Origin of the sequence: Streptomyces sp. NPDC059785, from assembly GCF_042732375.1 — a bacterium.
In the GTDB taxonomy this organism is placed as follows: Bacteria; Actinomycetota; Actinomycetes; order Streptomycetales; family Streptomycetaceae; genus Streptomyces.
Window position 1 is genome coordinate 22,718 of sequence record NZ_JBHWHV010000005.1, and the last position, 19,986, is coordinate 42,703.

Sequence of the window (19,986 nt, forward strand, 5' to 3'; positions counted from 1 at the left end):
ACCGGGGCTTCGGCGTACGCGGTGCCGGACGGCGGCGTCCGTCAGTCCTCCTCGATACGGCTCGCCACGCCGTTGGTCCCGAAGAAGTTCGTGCCGCCGTTGTTGTTGCCGCCGTTGTTGTTGCCGTTCACGCCGGTGGTGGTCAGGTTCACCGCGGAGCCCTTGTCGACCTGGTTGCCTGAGCCCGGGTCGGACGAGATGACGAAGGCGTTGTCGTCCTGCGATCCGTTGATGTTGCCGACGGACAGGCCGTTCTCCTCCAGCGCCTTCTTGGCGTCCTTCAGACGCGAGGCCACCAGGTTCGGGACGGTGACCTTCTCCGCCTCCTTGGCCTTGGCGACCTGGATGGTCACCGAGGAACCGGGGTCGACCGGCGAGTTGGCCGCGGGGACGGTCTGGATGACCTTGCCCTCCTCGACCGAGTCGCTCTCGACGTCGGTGCAGCTGCCGGTGAGCCCGCTGGCCTGGAGCTGGCTCTTGGCCTCGTCGCAGCTCTTGCCGGTGACGTCCGGGACGGTGGTCTGCTTCTTCTCCTTGGCGACGGTGAGCGTGATCGTGGAGCCCTTCTCCACTTCCTCACCCAGCCCCGGGTCCTGGTCGAGGACCGTGCCGGCGTCCTCGCTGGACTCCTGCGTCTTCGTCTCGACCTGGAACTGGTACTTGTCGCCCTCGAGCTTCTCCTTGGCATCGTCGAGGGATTCGTTGATGACGTTCGGCACCGCGACCTTGGGCGCGCCGGTCGAGATCACCAGGTTGACGGTGTCACCCTTCTCGACCTCGGTCTTGGCCTCCGGGTCCTGCGAGCAGACCTTGCCCTTGGTCTGGTTCTCGCAGGCCTTGCTGGAGAACGTCAGCTTCAGCTCGCGGTTCTCCGCCATCTCCTTGGCCTCGGACTTCGACACACCGACGAAGTTCGGGGCCTCGAAGGGCTCGTCGCCCCCGCCGTTGCCGCCGAGGGCGTACTTGCCGATCAGGATGGCGCCGACGAGGACCAGCACGCCGGCCACGATCAGCAGGATCGTGGAGGTGTTGTTCTTCTTCTGGCGGCGGCGGTCGGGGCGCTCGTCGTAGCCGTAGCCGCCGTCGTCCGAGTTCATCGGCGGCAGCATGGTGGTGGCCTGCGCGTCCGTGGACCTGAGGGCCGTGGTGGCCTGGTCGTCGCCGTAGCCGTAGCCGACGGAGCCCATGGCGGCGGTGGCCGCGACGGGCTGGCCGTCGAGGCAGGCCTCGATGTCGGCGCGCATCTCGTCGGCGGACTGGTAGCGGTAGTCCGGGTCCTTGGTGAGCGCCTTCAGCACGATCGCGTCCATCTCGGGCGTGATCTCGGGGTCGAAGACGCTCGGCGGCTGGGCCTCCTCGCGCACGTGCTGGTAGGCCACCGCGACCGGGGAGTCGCCCACGAACGGCGGGCGCACGGTCAGCAGCTCGTAGAGCAGACAGCCGGTGGAGTACAGGTCGGAGCGGGCGTCGACCTGCTCGCCCTTGGCCTGCTCCGGGGAGAGGTACTGGGCGGTGCCGATCACGGCGGCGGTCTGCGTCATCGTCATGCCGGCGTCACCCATCGCACGGGCGATGCCGAAGTCCATGACCTTGACCTGGCCGTTGCGCGTCAGCATGACGTTGGCCGGCTTGATGTCGCGGTGGACGATGCCGTTGCGGTGCGAGTACTCCAGGGCCTGGAGGATGCCGATGGTCATCTCCATGGCCCGCTCGGGCAGCAGCTTGCGCCCGGAGTGCAGCAGCTCGCGCAGCGTGGACCCGTCGACGTACTCCATCACGATGTACGGGATGGAGGTGCCGTCGATGTAGTCCTCACCCGTGTCGTACACGGCGACGATCGCGGGATGGTTGAGCGAGGCGGCCGACTGGGCCTCCCGGCGGAACCGGGCCTGGAACGACGGGTCGCGCGCGAGGTCCGCCCGCAGCGTCTTCACCGCCACCGTGCGCCCCAGCCGGGTGTCATGCGCGAGGTAGACCTCCGCCATGCCACCACGGCCGAGCACCTGGCCCAGCTCGTACCGGCCGCCGAGGCGACGCGGCTCTTCCATAGCTACCTACCAGCCCTCTCCGTCGGTCCCTACCGCACCTTGTGTGGTCCGGCGGTGTGCCGTCCGGGCATACCGTACCCGGCTCGCCTTGTGTGACCTGGCCAGAACCGTCACCCGATACAGGACCGGTATCGCAACGTGCACCGATGTGAAGGGGACGTGACGGGGGTCACTTCTTGCTGTCGATGACTGCCTTCATCACGCTCTTGGCGATGGGCGCCGCGAGGCCACCTCCCGAGATGTCGTCACGGTTGGCGCTCTCGTCCTCGACCACCACGGCGACGGCCACCGGGGAGCTGCCGTCGCTCAGCTTGGCGTAGGAGATGAACCACGCGTACGGGTTCTCGCTGTTGTCCACGCCGTGCTGGGCGGTACCCGTCTTGCCGCCGACGGTGACGCCGGAGATCTGGGCGTTGGTGCCGGTGCCCTTCTGGACGACCGTCTCCATCATCGACTGAAGGATCTGCGCGTTCTTCTCGGTGAGCGGCCGGCTCAGCGACTCGGGCTCGGTCTGCTCGATGACGTCGAGGTTGGGCGCCTGGAGCTTGTCGACCATGTACGGCTTCATCAGCTCGCCGTTGTTGGCGACGGCGGAGGCCACCATGGCCATCTGGAGCGGCGTCGCGGCGGTCTCGAACTGGCCGATCGAGCTGAGCGCGGTCTGCGGCTGGTCCATCTTCTTGGGGAAGACGGAGGCGTTGGAGCGCACCGGCACGAACTGCTCGGCGTTGAAGCCGAACTTCTCGGCCTCCTCCGTCATCTTGTCCTTGCCGAGGTCGGCGCCGATCTTGCCGAAGACGGTGTTGCAGGAGACCCGCAGCGCCTCGCGCATGGTGGCGTCCTCGCAGGGGAGGTTGCCCTCGTTGTTCAGTGGCTGCGAGGTGGTCGGCAGGTTGTACGGCAGCGGCGAATCAGTCTTGTCGTCCGCGCTGTCGTACAGGCCGTTCTCCAGCGCCGCGGCGGCGGTGACGACCTTGAAGGTGGAGCCCGGCGGGTAGGTCTCGCGCAGCGCCCGGTTGAGCATCGGGTCGTCCGGGTCGGCCTTCTTCTGGATCTTCTGCCAGGCCTTGGTGTCGGTGTCCGTGGAGTTCCCGGCGAACGTCGACGGGTCGTACGACGGCGTGGAGGCCAGCGCCAGGATCGCGCCGGTCTGCGGGTCGATCGCGGCGACGGCGCCCTTGCCCTGCTTCAGCAGCCCCTGGTACGCGGCCTTCTGCGCAGCCGAGTTCAGGGTGGTGACGACGTTGCCGCCCTGCTTCTTCTTGCCGGTGATCATGTCAAGGGTGTTGCGGAAGAACAGCCGGTCGTCGTTGCCGGTGAGTATGCCGTCCTCGATGGACTCGAGCTGGGTGGCGCCGAACGCCTGCGAGGCGTACCCGGTGACGGGCGACCACATGGCGCCGTCCTTGTAGGTGCGCTTGTACTCGAAGTCGCTGCCGGTCGTCTTCTTGTAACCGGTGATCGACTTGCCGTCGACGATGATGTCGCCGCGGGGCGTGGCGTACCGCTCGATGGCGACACGGCGGTTGAGCGTGTCGTTCTTCAGCGTGTCCGCCTTGACGTACTGAAGCCAGTTGTCACGGACCAGCAGGGCCATGACGAGCAGTCCGCAGAAGATCGCGATCCGGCGCAGGGGCTTGTTCACGGTCGGACCACCTGGGTCATCTCGGCGTCGGGGTTCGGTGCGGGGGCGGGCGCCGGGCGGCGCGCGGTGTCGCTGATCCGGATCAGCACGCCGATCAGCGCCCAGTTGGCGAGGACGGAGGAGCCTCCGTACGCCAGGAACGGCATCGTCATACCGGTCAGCGGGATCAGGCCCATCACGCCGCCGGCGACGACGAAGACCTGGAGGGCGAAGGCGCCGGACAGGCCGACGGCCAGCAGCTTGCCGAACGGGTCGCGGGCGGCGAGCGCCGTGCGCACACCGCGCTCCACGATCAGGCCGTACAGCAGCAGGATCGCCATGATGCCCGCCAGGCCCAGCTCCTCGCCGAAGGTGGCGAGGATGAAGTCGGAGTTGGCGGCGAACTTGATCAGGTCGGAGTTGCCCTGGCCGAGGCCGGTGCCGAGGGTGCCGCCCGAGCCGAAGGCCCACAGGGCCTCCATCGACTGCTCGGAGTGGCCGACGACGCCCTGCTGGCTGAGCTTGTACTCGCCCAGCGGGTTGAGCCAGGCCTGGACGCGCTGCTGCACGTGCGGTTCGAAGGAGGCGACGCCGACGGCGCCGGCCCCGGACATCAGCAGACCGAAGACGATCCAGCTCGTCCGCTCGGTGGCCACGTACAGCATGACCACGAACATGCCGAAGAACAGCAGCGACGTACCGAGGTCGGTCTCGAAGACCAGGATCAGGATCGACATGACCCAGACGACCAGGATCGGGCCCAGGTCGCGGCCGCGCGGCAGGTAGAGCCCCATGAAGCGGCGGCTGGCCAGGGCCAGCGCGTCGCGCTTGACCATCAGGTAACCGGCGAAGAACACCGCCAGGGCGATCTTCGCGAACTCACCGGGCTGGAGCGTGCCGAGACCGGGGATCTTGATCCAGATCTTGGCGCCGAAGGTCGGGGCACTCAGGCCCGGCACCAGCGGCAGGACCAGCAGCACCATCGCGGCCATCATCGAGATGTACGTGTACCGCTGGAGGACCCGGTGGTCCTTCAGGAAGATCAGCACGACGACGAACAGGGCGATGCCCAGCGTGGTGTAGAGCAGCTGGCGGGGCGCGGCCGACACGAAGTTGGGCAGCGCCTGGAGCCGCTTGGACTGGTCGAGGCGCCAGATGAGCACCAGGCCGAGCCCGTTCAGGAGCGTGGCCAGCGGCAGCAGCAGCGGGTCCGCGTACGGCGCGAACTTCCGTACGACCAAGTGGCCGACGCCCGCGAGCAGGCCGAGACCGAGGCCGTAGCTCAGCAGGCCCGGCGGCACCGAGTCGTTGATGGCGAGGCCCACGTTGGCGTAGGCGAACACCGGGATGGCGACGGCGAACACCAGCAGCGCGAGCTCGGTGTTGCGGCGGCTCGGCGTGCCGATCGAGCCGATCGTGGACGTGTGGTGCGTCGACGCGTTCGTACTACTGCTCATGGTGTGACAGGGCCCCTCACGGCTGCTTACTGCTTACCGCACAGCGAGACCAGCTTCTGCTCTTCCTCGGAGAGGCTGGGGCCGGGTGTGGGAGTGGGTGCGGTCTTGGACTTGGAGGACGAGGGCGCCGACGACGACGGGTCCGGCGTCGGTGTGGCCTTGGACGTGAGTGAGGTCTTGGTGGTTCCCGAGACGCCGCCGGCCTCACCTTCGCCGGTCTTGGCGTTGTCCTCGCTCGCGCGGCGCTGGGCGTCCTTCTTGCACGCGGACGCCTGCACGGCCAGCTCGTCGATCTTCGACTGGGCGTCGCTCAGACCGCCCTCGGCGATGGTCGCCTTGACCTGCTTCTGCTGGTACGGCGGCAGGTACTTGAGTTCGATCTCGGGGTGGTCCTTCTCCACCTTCGAGAGCGAGACCCAGGCCAGGTCCTGGCTGATGCCCCGGTACAGCGCGACGTGCTCGCCCTTGGTGCCGACGTAGTACTGCGTCTGCGTCCAGCGGTAGCCGCCGTACAGTCCGCCGCCGATGACGGCGAGCGCGAGCACGCTGTAGAAGGATCTCTTGAGCCACTTGCGGCCCTTGCGCGGCTTGACGAAGTCGTCGTCCGTGTAGTCGCCGAAGCTGCCGGTCTGCACATAGCCCGTGGTGTCGCCGCTGCCGGGCGGGCCGAACTCGCCGCCGCCCTGCCCGGGCACCTGGCGGCCGAGCCCCGCGGCACGCCCCGCGGGCGTCTGCATGGCGCCGTTGTCGTGCAGCTGCTGCTGGTTCTCGGCGACCGCGCCCACCACGACCGGGGTGTCGGAGAGCTGGGCGGCGAGGGTGTCGCCGCTGTCGATGTCGAGGACATCGGCGATGATCACCGTGATGTTGTCGGGGCCGCCGCCGCGCAGCGCGAGCTGGATCAGCTCCTGCACGGTCTCCTGGGGGCCCTGGTAGCTGGCGAGGGTGTCCTCCATCGTCTGGTGGCTGACCACCCCCGACAGGCCGTCGGAGCAGATCAAGTACCGGTCGCCGGCCCGCACTTCGCGGATGGAGAGATCGGGCTCCACGTGGTCGCCGCTGCCCAGCGCGCGCATCAGCAGGGAGCGCTGCGGGTGGGTGGTGGCCTCCTCCTCGGTGATCCGCCCCTCGTCGACGAGGCGCTGCACCCAGGTGTGGTCCTGCGTGATCTGCGTGAGCACACCGTCCCGCAGCAGGTACGCGCGCGAGTCGCCGACGTGCACCAGGCCGAGCCGCTGCCCGGTCCACAGCAGCGCGGTCAGCGTCGTCCCCATGCCCTCGAGCTGGGGGTCCTCCTCGACCATCATCCTGAGCTGGTCGTTGGCCCGCTGCACGGCGGTGCCGAGCGACGTCAGGATGTCGGAGCCGGGGACGTCGTCGTCGAGCGCGACGATGGTGGAGATCACCTCGGACGAGGCGACCTCACCGGCGGCCTGGCCGCCCATTCCGTCGGCGATCGCGAGCAGGCGCGGACCGGCGTAACCGGAGTCCTCGTTGCCCTCGCGGATCATGCCTTTGTGCGATCCGGCGGCGAAGCGCAGTGACAGACTCATGCGCACCTCGCCCGTCGGCTCCGGGTACATCCGCACGGTGCCCACCCTCCGGTCGGGAGCGCGCCGGGGTCCGTCGTGTGGACCGCCGCTGCGTGCTCGCTCCGCTCGCGCTTATTCATGACGTGGCACTACTTCCGCAGCTCGATGACGGTCTTGCCGATGCGGATCGGCGCGCCCAGCGGGACCGGTGTGGGGGTCGTGAGCCGGGCCCGGTCGAGATAGGTGCCGTTGGTGGAACCGAGGTCCTCGACGATCCACTGGCCGTCCCGGTCGGGGTAGATCCGGGCGTGCCTGCTGGACGCGTAGTCGTCGTCGAGGACGATCGTGGAGTCGTGCGCGCGGCCCAGCGTGATGGTCTGGCCCTGGAGCGCGACGGTCGTGCCCGTGAGGGTGCCCTCCGAGACGACCAGCTTCGTGGGCGCGCCGCGGCGCTGCCGCCCGCCGCCGCCGTTCGCCTGCTGGCGCTGGGGCGGGGGAGCCGCCGCCTGCCGGGCGGCCGCCTGTGCCCGCCCGTTGTCCCGGCGCGAGCCGCGCTGTGTGACACGCGTACCGAACAGGTCGCTGCGGATGACCTGCACGGCCACGATCACGAACAGCCACAGTACGGCCAGGAAACCCAGCCGCATGACCGTGAGGGTCAGCTCTGACATTGCCCCCGCTTCACCCTTCGGCTTGCCGGTAAATGATGGTGGTACTGCCCACGACGATCCGCGAGCCGTCGCGGAGCGTAGCGCGGGTGGTGTGCTGCCCGTCCACCACGATGCCGTTGGTGGACCCGAGATCCTGGATCGTCGAGGGCGTTCCGGTCCGGATCTCACAGTGCCGGCGCGAGACGCCGGGGTCGTCGATCCGCACGTCGGCTTCGGTGCTGCGGCCCAGCACGAGCGTCGGGCGGGAGATCTGATGGCGGGTGCCGTTGACCTCGATCCAGTGTCTCGTCCGGCCGCCCGGCTGCGGGGCCGCGGCGGGCCGCTGGCCCATCGGGGACCCGCCGGGCGGCGGCGTGGACGGCATGGGCGGAGCGCCCGTGGGACGGCCGGCCGGCGGATAGCCGTACCCCCCGCCGCCGGGGCGGCCCGCGGCCGGGCCCGCAGGACCTGCCGGGCCCGCCGGGGCGGACGCCGGTGCCTGCTGGTTGCTGGAGGAGGCGAGCGTACGGCTGCGCACCCGGTACAGACCGGTGTCGAGGTCGTCCGCCTTCTCCAGGTGGACCTTGATCGGTCCCATGAAGGTGTAGCGCTGCTGCTTGGCGTAGTCGCGCACCATGCCGGCGAGCTCGTCGCCGAGCTGGCCGGAGTAGGGGCTGAGCCGCTCGAAGTCCGGCGCGCTCAGCTCCACGATGAAGTCGTTGGGGACGACCGTCCGCTCGCGGTTCCAGATCGTCGCGTTGTTGTCGCACTCGCGCTGGAGCGCTCCCGCGATCTCCACGGGCTGCACCTCGGACTTGAACACCTTGGCGAAGGTGCCGTTGACCAGACCTTCGAGACGCTGCTCGAACTTCTTCAGGACTCCCATGGGGCACCTCCTCCTCAGCCGTCGTCCTGTGTGCCGCTTACGTCCGTACTCACTGCCGTGCTGCCGGTACTGCTCGTCGTGCCGCTCGCCGTCGCGCCGTCCACGTTCCTACTGCCCACCGCGGTGCCGCTTACGGCGCACTGCCGGCCGCCGTCTTCCTGGTACTGCTTACTGATCGTATCCACGCGCCGGGAAATCGGCTGGTTCCCCCTGTCGGCCCGGTCGACGGGTGTCGACGCCATCAGAAGTCCCCTCCCGAGGTCCCCTCCCGAAGTTCCCTCCGGAGCGCCTCTTCGAACTCCTCGTGCCATGGATCGTAGAGGCGGTGCGAGACCAGTGTCCCGCACCTGACTGTGCGCCTCGTCCGCCTCCCTGGGAGATGGCCAGGACCGGTACGAGGTTGATACGTGAAGCGCTTGGGGTTGGTACGCGGGCGGCCGCCCGGACGGTCCGGCGATCTCCCGGGAACGTGCCGCGCGATCGCCGGGCCCCGCGCGCGGGCCCTGGTCACGGACGGGGGCCCCGGTGATCGAAAGTGCCTGGCGGCGGGGGTGGGAGCGCCGGCGGACGGCCGCGCGGCGCCGGGGCGGGGCGGCGGCGATAAGGGATGTGATTCCACCCCGGACAGCGTGCTAATCTTCTGCATGTCGGAAGGCGCTCGCCCCACCAGGCGGGAGACGGACGACACACCCAATGCGCGGGTGGCGGAATAGGCAGACGCGCTGGATTCAGGTTCCAGTGCCCGCAAGGGCGTGGGGGTTCAACTCCCCCCTCGCGCACAGCGGACGGGCCCCCTTCCTCAGGAAGGGGGCCCGTTCTCGTTTCCCGGGCCAGTCGTGTTCTCGGGACAGGCCGGGCTCTCCGGGCAGGTCGGGGGCCGCCTTCGGTGACGTATATCACTGCCGGTCCGGCTCCCCCGCGGTCCCGAACCGGGCGGGCGGGGAGTTGTCCACAGGGTCTGACGCCCGGCGGCGAGCGGCGGTACGGTCAGCACGAGTTGATGTTCGTGCGTGGGGGAGGCGGTCGCCATGACCGAGCCGGGGACGACGGTTCCGGCGCAGCGCACCACCGGGGCACCCGCCCGGGTGCGGGGCTTCGCGGAGCGGCCCGCGGGCGGTGCGGTGCGGGACGCCAAGGCGGAGGGCAAGGCGCTGCGGCGGCGGCTGCCGCGCGGCGCGCACGCCGAGCCGGCGCCGGACGCGGACCGCCCGGACGCGGTGAGGGCGGTCGAGGAGTCCAACCGCGGCCGGATCCCCGAGCTGACCCCGATCCGCGTCGGCAGGATGGCCGCCACCCCCTTCGCCTTCCTGCGCGGCTCCGCCGGACTCATGGCGTACGACCTCGCGCGCACCCCCATGACCGGCATCGGCGCCCAGATCTGCGGCGACGCGCACGCGGGGAACTTCGGCCTGTACGGGGACGCCCGCGGCCGTCTCGTCATCGACCTGAACGACTTCGACGAGACGGTGCACGGCCCCTGGGAGTGGGACCTCAAGCGGCTCGCCACCTCGCTGGTGCTCGCCGGCCGGGAGGCGGGAGCCGACGAGGACACCTGCCGGGAGGCGGCGCACGACACCGTCGGCGCCTACCGGCGCACCATGCGCCTGCTGGCGAAGCTGCCCGCCCTGGACGCGTGGAACGCCATCGCGGACGAGGAGCTCGTCTCGCACACCGACGCGCACGACCTGCTCGGCACCCTGGAGCGGGTCTCGGAGAAGGCGCGGGCCAATACCAGCGGGCGGTTCGCGGAGAAGTCCACGGAGTCCGTGGAGGGCGGCGGGCGGCGCTTCGTCGACGCGCCGCCGGTGCTGCGGCGGGTGCCGGACGCCGAGGCCGAGGCGGTGATGGCCTCGCTCGAGGACTATCTGACGACGCTGCCGGAGGACCGCCTCCCCCTGCTCGCGCGGTACGCGGTGCACGACGTGGCCTTCCGCGTCGTCGGCACGGGCAGCGTGGGCACCCGCAGCTACGTAGTGCTGCTCCTCGACCACCGCGGCGAACCCCTCGTCCTCCAGGTCAAGGAGGCCCGTCCCTCGGCGCTGCTCCCGCATCTGGCGACGGCGGGCCACGCGGTGCCCGAGGTGGACCACGAGGGGCGCCGGGTCGTGCTCGGACAGAAGCGGATGCAGGTGGTCAGCGACTTCCTGCTGGGCTGGACGACGGTCGGCGGACGCCACTTCCAGGTGCGGCAGTTCCGCAACCGCAAGGGCAGCGTCGACCCCGCCGCCCTCGCCGCCGACCAGGTCGACGACTACGGGCGGATGACCGGCGCGCTGCTCGCCCGGGCGCACTCGCACAGCGCCGACCCGCGCCTGATCGCCGGGTACTGCGGGAAGAACGAGGAGCTGGACGAGGCGATAGCCACCTTCGCCCTCGCCTACGCGGACCGCACGGAGGCGGACCACAGCGCGCTGGTGGCCTCGGTCAGGGCCGGCCGCACGGCCGCCGAGCTCGGGGTGTGAGCGGGGCCGGTGCGGGTCCGGGGCGTGAGCGGAGCGCACGGTGCGACAGGAGGGACCGACGGGGCCGGGGCCCGCGTCTGCGGCGTGAGCGGGACGACAGGCCCTAGGCTGGACGAGTGACGACCCCGGAAGCCGAGCGCAGCCAGCCCGACAGCACCACCGATGTCCCGGACGCCCCCAGCGGTGGCGTCGGCGCGGACGCCGCCCCGGACGCCGCCCCGGACGGCGCCGCCGACAGCGTCGGTGACGCGGATGCCGGTGGTGCGGGGACGGGGCGGCCTGAGGACGCCGGTGGAACGGGGGCCGGGCAGGCCGTGGACGCCGGTGCTGCTGGTGCTGCGGCCGCCGGTGCTGCGGCTGCCGGTGGGTCCGGTGAGGACGCGCAGCCGGAAGGGGCCGGTGAGGACGCACGGCCCGAGGCGCGTCTCGAGCGGGCCGTGCGGGCGGCCGAGCAGGCGCTGATCGAGTACGAGATCGCGGTGGAGACCTTCCGGGTCGAGGTCGAGAACTTCTCCCGGCTGCACCACCAGAAGCTCGGACCGATGTACGCGCGGCTGGACGAGCTGGAGGCACAGATCGCCGAGGCGCAGGCGGCCCGTACCGGCGACCCCGAGGACGTGCGCAAGGCGGACGAGGCGCGGGCGCGGGTCATGCCGATCCCGGGGGTCGAGGATCTGCTCGGCGGCTGGATGGACGGCGACGGACTGTTCCCGGAGGCCGTGGCGATGCTCACGGACCAGCCGGTGCGGCCCCCGCAGCGGGTCCGTCCCAGCGACGAGGCCCGCCGTCTCTACCGCGAGTTGGTCCGCAAGGCCCACCCGGACCTGGCGCAGGACGACGCCGAGAGGCGGCGGCGGGACGAGTTCATCACCCGGGTCAACGCCGCCTACGCGCGCGGCGACGAGCCGCTGCTGCGCGAGCTCTCCGCGGAGTGGGCCGCCGGACCGGTGCCGGCGGAGCGCGAGCCCAGCCGGAGCGAGGAGCTCTACGCCCGCCTCGAATGGCTCGCCGAGCGCAAGGAACTGCTCACCTTCATGGTCGCCGAGCTGGAGGCCAGTGCCATCGGCTCGATGCTCAAGATCGCTCCGGACGATCCCGACCGGCTGCTCGACGAGATCGCCGAGCAATTGCTGGTCCAGGTCGGCGAGCGCGAGGCACAGTTGGCGGAGCTGATCGGTTAGAGCCCGGCGCGTGTCCGCGGTCCGGAAGGCGGGGTCCGCCTGTGCGGGGCGTCCGGTCGGGTAGCGTCGGGGCATGCAATTTGGAGCTGGTGTGCCCACCGTCGAGGTCGCGGAACTCAAGGACGGAGACTTCCTGCTGGACGTCCGCGAGGACGACGAGTGGCAGGCAGGTCACGCCGAGGGAGCGCTGCACATCCCGATCAGCGAATTCACGGCGCGTTACGGCGAGTTGACCGAGGCGGCGCCGCAGGACGGCAGGGTCCACGTGATCTGCCGCTCCGGCGGACGCTCGGCGCAGGTCACCATGTACCTGGTCCAGCAGGGCATCGACGCCGTGAACGTCGGCGGAGGCATGCAGGTCTGGGCCGCCTCGGGCCGCCCGGTCCTGGACGACAAGGGCGAGCAGGGCTTCGTGCTCTAGGTTCCGGCGGTCGGCCGCCGCGCCGGTCCGCGCGCGGGTGTGTGGCTGGTTCGCGTGTGGCCTCGGGGCCGGGATCAGCCCAGAGAGTGGGCCCGGGGCCGGGATCAGCCCATAGGGTGGGCGTGGGGCCGGGGTCAGCCCAAGGGGTGGGCGGCCAGCAGGTCTCCCAGGGCTTCCTCGTGTGCCGCCGCCGGGCCCAGCGACAGTTCGAGCTGCTTGGCCCAGGCGTGGTACCGGTGCAGCGGGTAGTCAGTGTCGGCGCCGAAGCCGCCGTGCAGGTGCTGCGCGGTCTGCACGACCCGGCGTACGCCGTCCGACGCCCAGATCTTCGCCACGGCCACGTCCGCGGAGGCCGGGAGCGCCCCGCCCGCGCCCGTGCTGATGCGCCAGGCGGCCTGCCACAGCGTGGCCTCCATGGCCCGCAGATCGATGTAGCGGTCGGCGGCCTGCACGGCGACGGCCTGGAAGGTGGCGACCGGGAACCCGAACTGCTCCCGCTTGCTCGTGTACGAGCTGGTCATCCGGAGCACGGCCTCGCCGAGACCGAGCGCCAGCGCGCACGTCCCGGTGATCAGCAGCTCCCGCAGCCGCTCCCACGCGCCGTCCGCGGCGATGACGTCATGGGCGGCGATCCGGGCGGAGGTCAGACGCAGTTCGCCCAGCCGCTCGCCGGTGGTGGAGATCTGCTCCGCGAGCCCGGCGCCCTCGTGGCCCCGGGGGACGAGGGCGAGGACCGTACGGCCGTCGGCGGTGTGCGCGGGTACGAGGACGGCGTCCGCGTCGTAGGCCCAGGGGACGGCCGTCTGGACGCCGTCCAGCAGCCACGCGTCGCCGTCCCGGTGCGCGGCCACGGCGAGTTCGGCCGGGTCGTGACCGGTGCGGCCACTCGCGGCGACGGTCAGCACGCGCTCGCCCCGGCCCGCCGCCGCCGGCACGGACGCCTTCAGCTCCGGGCTGCCGTACCTCTGCACGGCCACCGCGGCGGCGGTGCTCTCCAGCAGCGGGACCCGGGCCAGTACCTTCGCGGACTCGCGCAGCACCAGGCAGAGCGCGACGGCGTCGAGGCCCGCGCCGCCGTACTCGGTGTCCAGCAGCAGGCTCAGCAGGTCCGCGTCGGCCAGCCTGGACCACAGCGCCCGGTCGAAGTCCTCGGCGACGGCGCCCGGAGTGAGGGCCGGACTGGGCACTGCGTCCGGCGCGACCCCGGCGAACACGGCTTTCGCCGCCTCGGCCGCCCCCTGCTGCTCCTCGGTGAAGGTGAAGTCCACGGTCCCGCCCTCCCACGAGCGCTCAAATCTGACGGTTCGTCAGTGCGTCAGTGGCGGTCAAGATAGGGCAGTCGCCGAGAGATGGGAACGGGTGCGCGCCGGGCGCGTCAGCGGTCGAAGTCCAGCTCCACCTCCGTCGTGACCGGGTGGGACTGGCAGGCCAGTACGTAACCGGCTTCGGTCTCCTCCGGCTCCAGGGCGAAGTTGCGGTTCATCCGCACCTCGCCCGAGACCAGGAAGGCGCGGCAGGTCCCGCACACCCCGCCCTTGCAGGCGTAGGGCGCGTCCGACCGGTTGCGCAGCACGGCGTCCAGCAGCGCCTCGCCCTCCCGCACGGACCAGGTCCCGCCGCGTCCGTCGAGCCGGGCGGTCACGGTGGCGGCCATGGTGGCGGTCATGGCGGTGGATGCCGCTGTGGTCGCAGCCGCGGTCGTGTCGGTGGTCGTGGTGGTGTCCGTGGTCGTGGGGCTCGCGTCCACGTGGAAGATTTCCTCGTGGATACGTGACCGGGGCACCCCGAGTCCGCGCAGTGACCGCTCCGCCTGCTGCACCAGCCCGAACGGCCCGCACAGGAACCAACCCGCCACCCGGTCCACGGGCAGCAGCGCCGGAAGCAGTCCGGTGAGCCGCGTCTCGTCGAGCCGCCCGGACGGCAGCCCCGCCTGCTGCTCCTCCCGGGAGAGCACCGTCACGAGCTGGAACCGCTCGGGAAAGCGGTCCTTGAGGTCCGCGACCTCCTCCAGGAACATCGTCGACGCGGACGTCCGGTCGCTGCGGACGAGGCAGAACCGCGCCCGCGGCTCACGGGACAGCAGCGTCGCGACGATCGACAGCACCGGCGTGATGCCGCTGCCGCCGACCACCGCCGCGTACAGGCCCGGGGCCGGATCCAGTGTGAAGCGCCCCGCCGGCGTCATCACCTCGATCTCGTCGCCCGCGGCGATCTCCTTGAGCGCGTACGTCGAGAACGCGCCGCCGTCGACGAGGCGCACGCCGACCCGCAGCGTCTCGGGGCCCTCGGTCTCGTCCGCGGGGGCGGGGGAGCAGATCGAGTACGTCCGCCGTATCTCCCTGCCGTCGACGGTGCGGCGCAGGGCGAGGTGCTGGCCGGGAGTGTGGCGGAACTCCGCGCGCAGGGCGGGCGGCACGGTGAAGGTCAGGGTTACGGAGTCGTCGGTGAGCCGGTCGACCGCGGCCACCGGGAGCGCGTGGAAGCGGGCCATCACAGCTCCTTGAAGTGGTCGAACGGCTCACGGCAGGACAGGCAGCGCCGCAGCGCCTTGCAGGCGGTCGAAGAGAAACGGCTCAGCAGCTCGGTGTCGGTCGCGCCGCAGAGAGGGCAGGGGACGGGATCGGAGGGGGGTTGTGCCGGTGACAGCATCGATGCCGATGTCGATGTTGGTGCCGATGTCGGTGTTGCGGTGCGGGTCGGTCCGAGGGGGATCGGTACCGGGCCCGTCGGTCGTCCGCCGCGCGGTGGGGCTATGCCGAACTCCCGCAGCTTGCGGCGGCCCTCGTCGGAGATGTCGTCCGTCGACCAGGCCGGGCTGAGCACCTTGTGCACGGACACCTCCCGTACGCCGTGCTCGTGCAGCACCCGCTCGATGTCCACGCACATCACCTCGACGGCGGGGCACGCGGTGTACGTCGGCGTCAGCTCCACCTCGACCGAGCCGCCCTCGCGGACGTGTACCGAGCGCAGGACGCCGAGCTCTTCGAGGGTGAGCACGGGCAGCTCGGGGTCGGGCACCGACCCGGCGAGCCTGCGCAGCTCCGCTTCGAGCGCGCTCGCGGTGCCGCCCCCGGGCGACGGCGTGCGGGTCACCATGACGCGCCCGGGTGGCTGCGGTGCAGGTGCTGCATCTCGGCGAGCATCCGGCCGAACGGCTCGGTGTGCAGGCCCTGCCGTCCGGCGCCCGCCGTCCAGGCGCCGGTGCGCGGCCCCTGTGGCACGTCGAGCGTCGCCCGGTGCAGGACGCGGGTGACGGACGCCAGCCAGTCCGACTCCAGCTCCGTCCAGTCCGCGGCTTGCAGGGACAGTCCCTTTACCGGCTGGAACAGCTCGCCGGTGAACCGCCACAACGCGTCGCACGCCCGCTGCATCCGCTCGTGGCTCAGCCCCGTGCCGTCACCGAGCCGCAGTGTCCACAGCCCGGCGTGGTCCTGGTGGTAGGCGACCTCCTTGACGGCCTTCGCGGCGAGCGGCGCGAACTCGCCGTCACCGGCGGTCAGTCGTCCGTACAGCAGGCGCTGGTAGGTGGAGAAGTAGAGCTGGCGAGCGATCGTGTGGGCGAAGTCGCCGTTCGGCTGCTCCACCAACTGGACGTTCCGAAAGGAGCGCTCCTCGCGGAGGTAGGCGAGCTCGTCCTCGTCACCGGCCAGGGAGAGCAGCACCCGGGCCTGGCCCAGCAGGTCGAGCGCGATGTTGGCGAGGGCGACCTCCTCCTCCAGGACCGGGGCGTGGCCGGCCCACTCCCCCAGGCGGTGGGAGAGCACCAGCGCGTCGTCACCGAGGGCCAGGGCCGCGGAGACCGTGATTCCGGTCGGGGTCGGTTCGGTCAGGGGTGATCCGGTCACAGGTGCTTCACCCCGTCCGGGATCTCGTAGAAGGTCGGGTGCCGGTACGGCTTGTCGGCGGCGGGCTCGAAGAACGGGTCCTTCTCGTCGGGGGAGGAGGCCGTGACGGCGGCGGACGGGACGACCCAGATGGAGACGCCTTCGCCGCGCCGGGTGTACAGGTCACGCGCGTTGCGCAGGGCCAGCTCGGCGTCCGGCGCGTGCAGGCTGCCGGCGTGGGTGTGGGCCAGGCCCCGGCGCGAGCGCACGAAGACCTCCCACAGGGGCCAGTCGGTGGTGGTCATGCGCGCGCCTCTCCGTGTGCGGTGCTCGCGGTCGGGGAACCTTCCATGCCCGCGGCTTCTGTCAGGTCTGCCCTGCTCGCCTCGCCCGTCTTGCCCGCATGCCTGTCCGCGTACGCGGCGGCGGCCTCCCGTACCCAGGCGCCCTCCTCGTGGGCGCGCCTGCGCTGGGTGATCCGCTGTTCGTTGCACGGGCCGTTGCCCTTGAGGACCTCGCGGAACTCCGTCCAGTCGATCGGGCCGAAGTCATGGTGTCCCCGCTCCTCGTTCCACCGCAGCTCCGGGTCGGGGAGCGTCAGGCCGAGCGACTCCGCCTGCGGGACGCAGATGTCCACGAAGCGCTGGCGCAGCTCGTCGTTCGAGTGGCGCTTGATCTTCCAGGTCATCGACTGCGCCGAGTGCGCGGACTCGTCGTCCGGCGGGCCGAACATCATCAGGGACGGCCACCACCACCGGTTCACCGCGTCCTGCGCCATCTCGTGCTGCTCCGGTGTGCCCCGGCTCAGCGCCAGCAGCAGCTCGTACCCCTGGCGCTGGTGGAAGGACTCCTCCTTGCAGATGCGGACCATCGCGCGCGCGTACGGCCCGTAGGAGCAGCGGCACAAAGGGACCTGGTTGGTGATGGCGGCGCCGTCCACCAGCCAGCCGATGGCGCCGACGTCGGCCCAGGTGAGCGTCGGATAGTTGAAGATCGACGAGTACTTCTGGCGGCCGTTGTGCAGCTTGTCCAGCAGCTCGTCGCGGCCGGCGCCGAGGGTCTCGGCCGCGCTGTACAGATACAGCCCGTGGCCCGCCTCGTCCTGGACCTTGGCCATCAGGATCGCCTTGCGGCGCAGGGAGGGCGCCCGCGTGATCCAGTTCGCCTCCGGTTGCATACCGATGATCTCGGAGTGGGCGTGCTGCGCCATCTGGCGGATCAGCGTGGAGCGGTAGGCGTCGGGCATCCAGTCGCGTGGCTCGATGCGCTCGTCGGCCGCCACCGCGGCGTCGAAGTCGCGCTCGCGTGCCTCGTGCGCCGCGCTGTCGGCCGCCGGGGTCGCGTCCTCGCGGGCCGTGCGCTGGGCGGCTGCTGTCGCCATGCCGTCCCCCTCCACCTCTCGTGACCGGCTACCGACCGATCGTTCGGTTAGCTCGAATCCATGGTCGGGTGAGGGCCGTAAGGTGTCAACCGCTGTGGATAACCTCACGGCTTCCGATGTGGCCGCTGTGCCCGTGGGGGCTGTGCGGGGCCACCGGTCTGAGTACCGTTCCGGTTCGAACGTCGCGGCACGTGCGGTACGGCGCGGCACCCTCCGTTCACGACGCCATAGGGCCGGCTGGCGGGGAATGCGGGAAAGCGAACCGGATTCGGGAGCGGAGCGGGGCGGAATGGACGCGCACGACGAGGAATCGGCCCCCCGGCACGGGCCACCGCCGAACGAGTCCGACGGGGTCGACGGGTCCGACGGGACCCACGGAGCCGATGGGGCCGACGAGGCCGCTGGGACCGACCGAGCCGACGGAGGCGACCGAGCTGACGGAGTCGGCGGCTCCGTGGCGGAGGAGCCGGCGGTATCGGACGCGGCGGCCGTGCCCGTACCCGAGGTGCCGCCACCTGTCCCGCCCCCGCCCGCCCAGGTCGGCCCCCCTCCGTCGCCGTCCCCGGAGGCCGACCTGGGCGTGGACCGGCGTGGGCTCGCCGCGCTCTCGCTGCCCTACCGGATCGGCGCCGCGCTCGCGCTCGCCCTGGTCACGGTCGCGGCCTGTGTCCACCTGGCGATGGTCTTCCTGCACGTCGCACCCTCGAACACGGCCACCAAGCAGCACGGCCGGGCGATCGACGACTGGGTCTACCCGGAGTTCGAGCAGAACTGGAAGCTCTTCGCGCCCAACCCGCTCCAGCAGAACATCGCGGTCCAGGTCCGCGCGGAGGTCCGTACCGCGGACGGCGGACACCGCACGACCGGCTGGTACGACCTGTCCGCGCAGGACGGCGCGGACATCGACGGCAATCCGCTGCCGAGCCACACCCAGCAGAACGAACTGCGCCGGGCCTGGGACTTCTACGTCACCTCGCACGACGGGGAGAACCGCCCGGCAGGGCTGCGCGGCGACCTCTCCGAGGATTATCTGCGCCGCATCGTCACGCTGCGCCTCGACCGCGCGCGGCCGGACGGCGACGACGGCCCGGTCGAACAGATCCAGGTCCGTTCACGTACCACCAACGTGCCGCCGCCCGAGTGGAGCCAGGAGAAGGTGTCGGACAAACCGGTGTACCGGGAGCTGCCCTGGTGGCAGGTGCCGGCGGACGAAGCGGAGGAGGGCGACCGGTGAACGCGATCGCGCTGTCCGTCGCGCGCGGCATCTCCCGCGTCACCGAGGCGGCCCTCGGCCCGTACCAGAGTGCCGTGATCCGGATCGGTCTCACCGCCACCTGGCTGCTCTTCCTGCTGCGCGAGTTCCCGCACCGGCAGGAGATGTACGGGCCCGACGCGACCTGGAGCTGGGACGCGGCGCAGCAGCTCATCGCCGGCAATCACGCCTTCACCGTCCTGATGTGGTCCGACAGCCAGATCTGGTTCGAGATCGTCTACGGGGCCGCGTTGCTGTCGAGCGCCCTGCTGCTGCTCGGCTGGCGCACCCGGACGCTGTCGGTGCTCTTCATGATCGGAGTGCTCTCCCTCCAGAACCGCAGCGTCTTCATGGGGGACGGCGGCGACAACGTCATCCACCTGATGGCGATCTATCTGGTGTTCACAAGATGCGGGCAGGTGTGGTCGCTGGACGCGCGGCGGGACCGGCTCCTGCGTGAGGCACGCGCGCGCGGGGAGCGCGAAGGACCCGATCGCGTCGGCCCCGCCCTGTGGTGCGTGCTCGGGCTCATCCTCGCCATGGGGACGGCCGCGGGCCGGATCGACGGCGGTGTGTTCGGCGGCTGGCTGACGGTGCTGTGGGGTCTGTGGGCGGTGCAGGCGCTGTGGTGGGCTGCGACCCACCGGGCGCGCACCCCTCAGCCGCGCATCTTCCTGGACGTCGTGGCGAACCTGGTGCACAACGCGGCGCTGCTGGTGATCATGGCGGAGGCGTGTCTGATCTACGCCACCGCCGGCTGGTACAAGATCCAGGGTTCGCGCTGGCAGGACGGCACCGCCGTCTACTACCCGCTCCACCTGGACTACTTCTCGCCCTGGCCGTGGCTCTCCGATCTGCTGACCGCGCACGGCACGATGGTGCTCCTTGTGACGTACGGGACGGTGGCGGTGCAGGTCGCCTTCCCGTTCGCGCTCTTCAACCGGCGGGTCAAGAACGTGCTCCTCGCGGTCATGATGACCGAGCACTCCGTGATCGCCGTGGCCCTGGGGCTGCCGTTCTTCTCGCTCGCGATGATCGCCGCCGACGCGGTCTTCCTGCCGACGCCCTTCCTGCTCCGCCTGGAGAAATGGGCGGTACGCGCGCGTGGACGCGTTCTCGTCCGGCGTACCCCTGCCCTGTCCGGGCCGCCGGGGCCTCCCGGGCGGCCGACGTCCGCCGCGGGGCGGCCCGAGGAGACGCACGTGGGGACGTCAGCGGCAGAGAAGCCGGCGGCAGGGACGTCAGTGTCGGGGACATAGGCTGCGTCT

At 71.1% G+C, this 19,986-nt stretch carries 18 protein-coding genes and 1 tRNA gene; 6 read left to right on the plus strand and 13 right to left on the minus strand.

The window, feature by feature from the left end; all coding sequences use genetic code 11:
• Positions 1 to 41: 41 nt before the first annotated feature.
• The 7 genes from pknB to ACFV6E_RS05075 all read right to left on the minus strand — a co-directional run bounded on the left by pknB (position 42) and on the right by ACFV6E_RS05075 (position 8,439).
• Positions 42 to 2,048 carry a Stk1 family PASTA domain-containing Ser/Thr kinase gene (pknB, locus tag ACFV6E_RS05045; RefSeq protein WP_385163369.1) on the minus strand — a complete coding sequence of 669 codons (2,007 nt, stop codon included), beginning with the start codon at positions 2,046 to 2,048 and terminating at the stop codon, positions 42 to 44.
• Between the two features lie 169 nt (positions 2,049 to 2,217).
• Positions 2,218 to 3,693 carry a peptidoglycan D,D-transpeptidase FtsI family protein gene (locus tag ACFV6E_RS05050; RefSeq protein ID WP_385459447.1) on the minus strand — a complete coding sequence of 492 codons (1,476 nt, stop codon included), beginning with the start codon at positions 3,691 to 3,693 and terminating at the stop codon, positions 2,218 to 2,220.
• Positions 3,690 to 5,129 carry an FtsW/RodA/SpoVE family cell cycle protein gene (locus tag ACFV6E_RS05055; protein WP_385163363.1) on the minus strand — a complete coding sequence of 480 codons (1,440 nt, stop codon included), beginning with the start codon at positions 5,127 to 5,129 and terminating at the stop codon, positions 3,690 to 3,692. Before ACFV6E_RS05055 ends, ACFV6E_RS05050 begins: the two co-directional genes overlap by 4 nt.
• A 26-nt stretch (positions 5,130 to 5,155) precedes the next feature.
• Positions 5,156 to 6,682, minus strand: coding sequence for a Stp1/IreP family PP2C-type Ser/Thr phosphatase (locus ACFV6E_RS05060; protein ID WP_385163360.1), 1,527 nt, complete (start codon positions 6,680 to 6,682; stop codon positions 5,156 to 5,158).
• Between the two features lie 128 nt (positions 6,683 to 6,810).
• A complete protein-coding gene (locus ACFV6E_RS05065) occupies positions 6,811 to 7,332 on the minus strand; it encodes an FHA domain-containing protein (RefSeq protein ID WP_385163358.1) in 522 nt (173 codons plus the stop codon).
• Between the two features lie 10 nt (positions 7,333 to 7,342).
• Positions 7,343 to 8,197: an FhaA domain-containing protein gene (locus tag ACFV6E_RS05070; protein ID WP_385459449.1), complete on the minus strand. Its 855-nt coding sequence runs from the start codon at positions 8,195 to 8,197 to the stop codon at positions 7,343 to 7,345.
• 14 nt (positions 8,198 to 8,211) lie between these two features.
• Positions 8,212 to 8,439 carry a hypothetical protein gene (locus ACFV6E_RS05075; RefSeq protein WP_385163353.1) on the minus strand — a complete coding sequence of 76 codons (228 nt, stop codon included), beginning with the start codon at positions 8,437 to 8,439 and terminating at the stop codon, positions 8,212 to 8,214.
• Between the two features lie 453 nt (positions 8,440 to 8,892).
• Here ACFV6E_RS05075 and ACFV6E_RS05080 point away from each other — a divergent pair.
• The 4 genes from ACFV6E_RS05080 to ACFV6E_RS05095 all read left to right on the plus strand — a co-directional run bounded on the left by ACFV6E_RS05080 (position 8,893) and on the right by ACFV6E_RS05095 (position 12,261).
• Positions 8,893 to 8,976 (plus strand) — tRNA-Leu (locus ACFV6E_RS05080).
• 249 nt (positions 8,977 to 9,225) lie between these two features.
• A complete protein-coding gene (locus ACFV6E_RS05085) occupies positions 9,226 to 10,659 on the plus strand; it encodes a DUF2252 domain-containing protein (RefSeq protein WP_385459451.1) in 1,434 nt (477 codons plus the stop codon).
• 116 nt (positions 10,660 to 10,775) lie between these two features.
• Positions 10,776 to 11,840 (plus strand): J domain-containing protein, encoded by a 1,065-nt coding sequence (locus ACFV6E_RS05090; protein ID WP_385459453.1) that lies wholly within the window; start codon positions 10,776 to 10,778, stop codon positions 11,838 to 11,840.
• A 91-nt stretch (positions 11,841 to 11,931) separates the two neighbouring features.
• Positions 11,932 to 12,261 carry a rhodanese-like domain-containing protein gene (locus tag ACFV6E_RS05095; protein WP_385163430.1) on the plus strand — a complete coding sequence of 110 codons (330 nt, stop codon included), beginning with the start codon at positions 11,932 to 11,934 and terminating at the stop codon, positions 12,259 to 12,261.
• A 134-nt stretch (positions 12,262 to 12,395) separates the two neighbouring features.
• On the opposite strand, the gene ACFV6E_RS05100 is transcribed toward ACFV6E_RS05095, so the two are convergent.
• From ACFV6E_RS05100 to paaA, 6 genes are all read right to left on the minus strand, one after another.
• Positions 12,396 to 13,529 (minus strand): acyl-CoA dehydrogenase family protein, encoded by a 1,134-nt coding sequence (locus ACFV6E_RS05100; protein ID WP_385163345.1) that lies wholly within the window; start codon positions 13,527 to 13,529, stop codon positions 12,396 to 12,398.
• Positions 13,530 to 13,636: 107 nt separating this feature from the next.
• Positions 13,637 to 14,752: a 2Fe-2S iron-sulfur cluster-binding protein gene (locus ACFV6E_RS05105; protein ID WP_385459455.1), complete on the minus strand. Its 1,116-nt coding sequence runs from the start codon at positions 14,750 to 14,752 to the stop codon at positions 13,637 to 13,639.
• On the minus strand, positions 14,752 to 15,357 hold the full coding sequence (gene paaD, locus ACFV6E_RS05110) for a 1,2-phenylacetyl-CoA epoxidase subunit PaaD (RefSeq protein WP_385459457.1): 606 nt from the start codon (positions 15,355 to 15,357) through the stop codon (positions 14,752 to 14,754). The genes ACFV6E_RS05105 and paaD overlap by 1 nt, the downstream gene beginning before the upstream one ends.
• The gene (gene paaC, locus ACFV6E_RS05115) at positions 15,351 to 16,106 is read right to left on the minus strand and encodes a 1,2-phenylacetyl-CoA epoxidase subunit PaaC (RefSeq protein ID WP_385459459.1); all 756 of its coding nucleotides are present in this window, start codon (positions 16,104 to 16,106) and stop codon (positions 15,351 to 15,353) included. Before paaC ends, paaD begins: the two co-directional genes overlap by 7 nt.
• Positions 16,103 to 16,390: a 1,2-phenylacetyl-CoA epoxidase subunit PaaB gene (gene paaB, locus ACFV6E_RS05120; protein WP_385163335.1), complete on the minus strand. Its 288-nt coding sequence runs from the start codon at positions 16,388 to 16,390 to the stop codon at positions 16,103 to 16,105. Before paaB ends, paaC begins: the two co-directional genes overlap by 4 nt.
• A complete protein-coding gene (paaA, locus tag ACFV6E_RS05125; protein WP_385163333.1) occupies positions 16,387 to 17,466 on the minus strand; it encodes a 1,2-phenylacetyl-CoA epoxidase subunit PaaA in 1,080 nt (359 codons plus the stop codon). The genes paaB and paaA overlap by 4 nt, the downstream gene beginning before the upstream one ends.
• 289 nt (positions 17,467 to 17,755) lie before the next feature.
• On the opposite strand from paaA, the gene ACFV6E_RS05130 reads away from it, so the two are divergent.
• Complete coding sequence (locus ACFV6E_RS05130) at positions 17,756 to 18,700, plus strand: DUF5819 family protein (protein ID WP_385459461.1); 945 nt, start codon at positions 17,756 to 17,758, stop codon at positions 18,698 to 18,700.
• The gene (locus ACFV6E_RS05135) at positions 18,697 to 19,977 is read left to right on the plus strand and encodes an HTTM domain-containing protein (RefSeq protein ID WP_385163329.1); all 1,281 of its coding nucleotides are present in this window, start codon (positions 18,697 to 18,699) and stop codon (positions 19,975 to 19,977) included. The genes ACFV6E_RS05130 and ACFV6E_RS05135 overlap by 4 nt, the downstream gene beginning before the upstream one ends.
• Positions 19,978 to 19,986: the final 9 nt, after the last annotated feature.

Coding starts and splice junctions, on each gene's coding strand:
- paaB (WP_385163335.1), bottom strand. CDS start 16,390: ATGACCACCACCGACTGGCCCCTGTGGGAGGTCTTCGTGCGCTCGCGC.
- ACFV6E_RS05130 (WP_385459461.1), top strand. CDS start 17,756: ATGGACGCGCACGACGAGGAATCGGCCCCCCGGCACGGGCCACCGCCG.
- ACFV6E_RS05055 (WP_385163363.1), bottom strand. CDS start 5,129: ATGAGCAGTAGTACGAACGCGTCGACGCACCACACGTCCACGATCGGC.
- paaD (WP_385459457.1), bottom strand. CDS start 15,357: ATGGTGACCCGCACGCCGTCGCCCGGGGGCGGCACCGCGAGCGCGCTC.
- ACFV6E_RS05070 (WP_385459449.1), bottom strand. CDS start 8,197: ATGGGAGTCCTGAAGAAGTTCGAGCAGCGTCTCGAAGGTCTGGTCAAC.
- ACFV6E_RS05075 (WP_385163353.1), bottom strand. CDS start 8,439: ATGGCGTCGACACCCGTCGACCGGGCCGACAGGGGGAACCAGCCGATT.
- paaA (WP_385163333.1), bottom strand. CDS start 17,466: ATGGCGACAGCAGCCGCCCAGCGCACGGCCCGCGAGGACGCGACCCCG.
- ACFV6E_RS05065 (WP_385163358.1), bottom strand. CDS start 7,332: ATGTCAGAGCTGACCCTCACGGTCATGCGGCTGGGTTTCCTGGCCGTA.
- ACFV6E_RS05085 (WP_385459451.1), top strand. CDS start 9,226: ATGACCGAGCCGGGGACGACGGTTCCGGCGCAGCGCACCACCGGGGCA.
- ACFV6E_RS05060 (WP_385163360.1), bottom strand. CDS start 6,682: ATGAGTCTGTCACTGCGCTTCGCCGCCGGATCGCACAAAGGCATGATC.
- pknB (WP_385163369.1), bottom strand. CDS start 2,048: ATGGAAGAGCCGCGTCGCCTCGGCGGCCGGTACGAGCTGGGCCAGGTG.
- ACFV6E_RS05105 (WP_385459455.1), bottom strand. CDS start 14,752: ATGGCCCGCTTCCACGCGCTCCCGGTGGCCGCGGTCGACCGGCTCACC.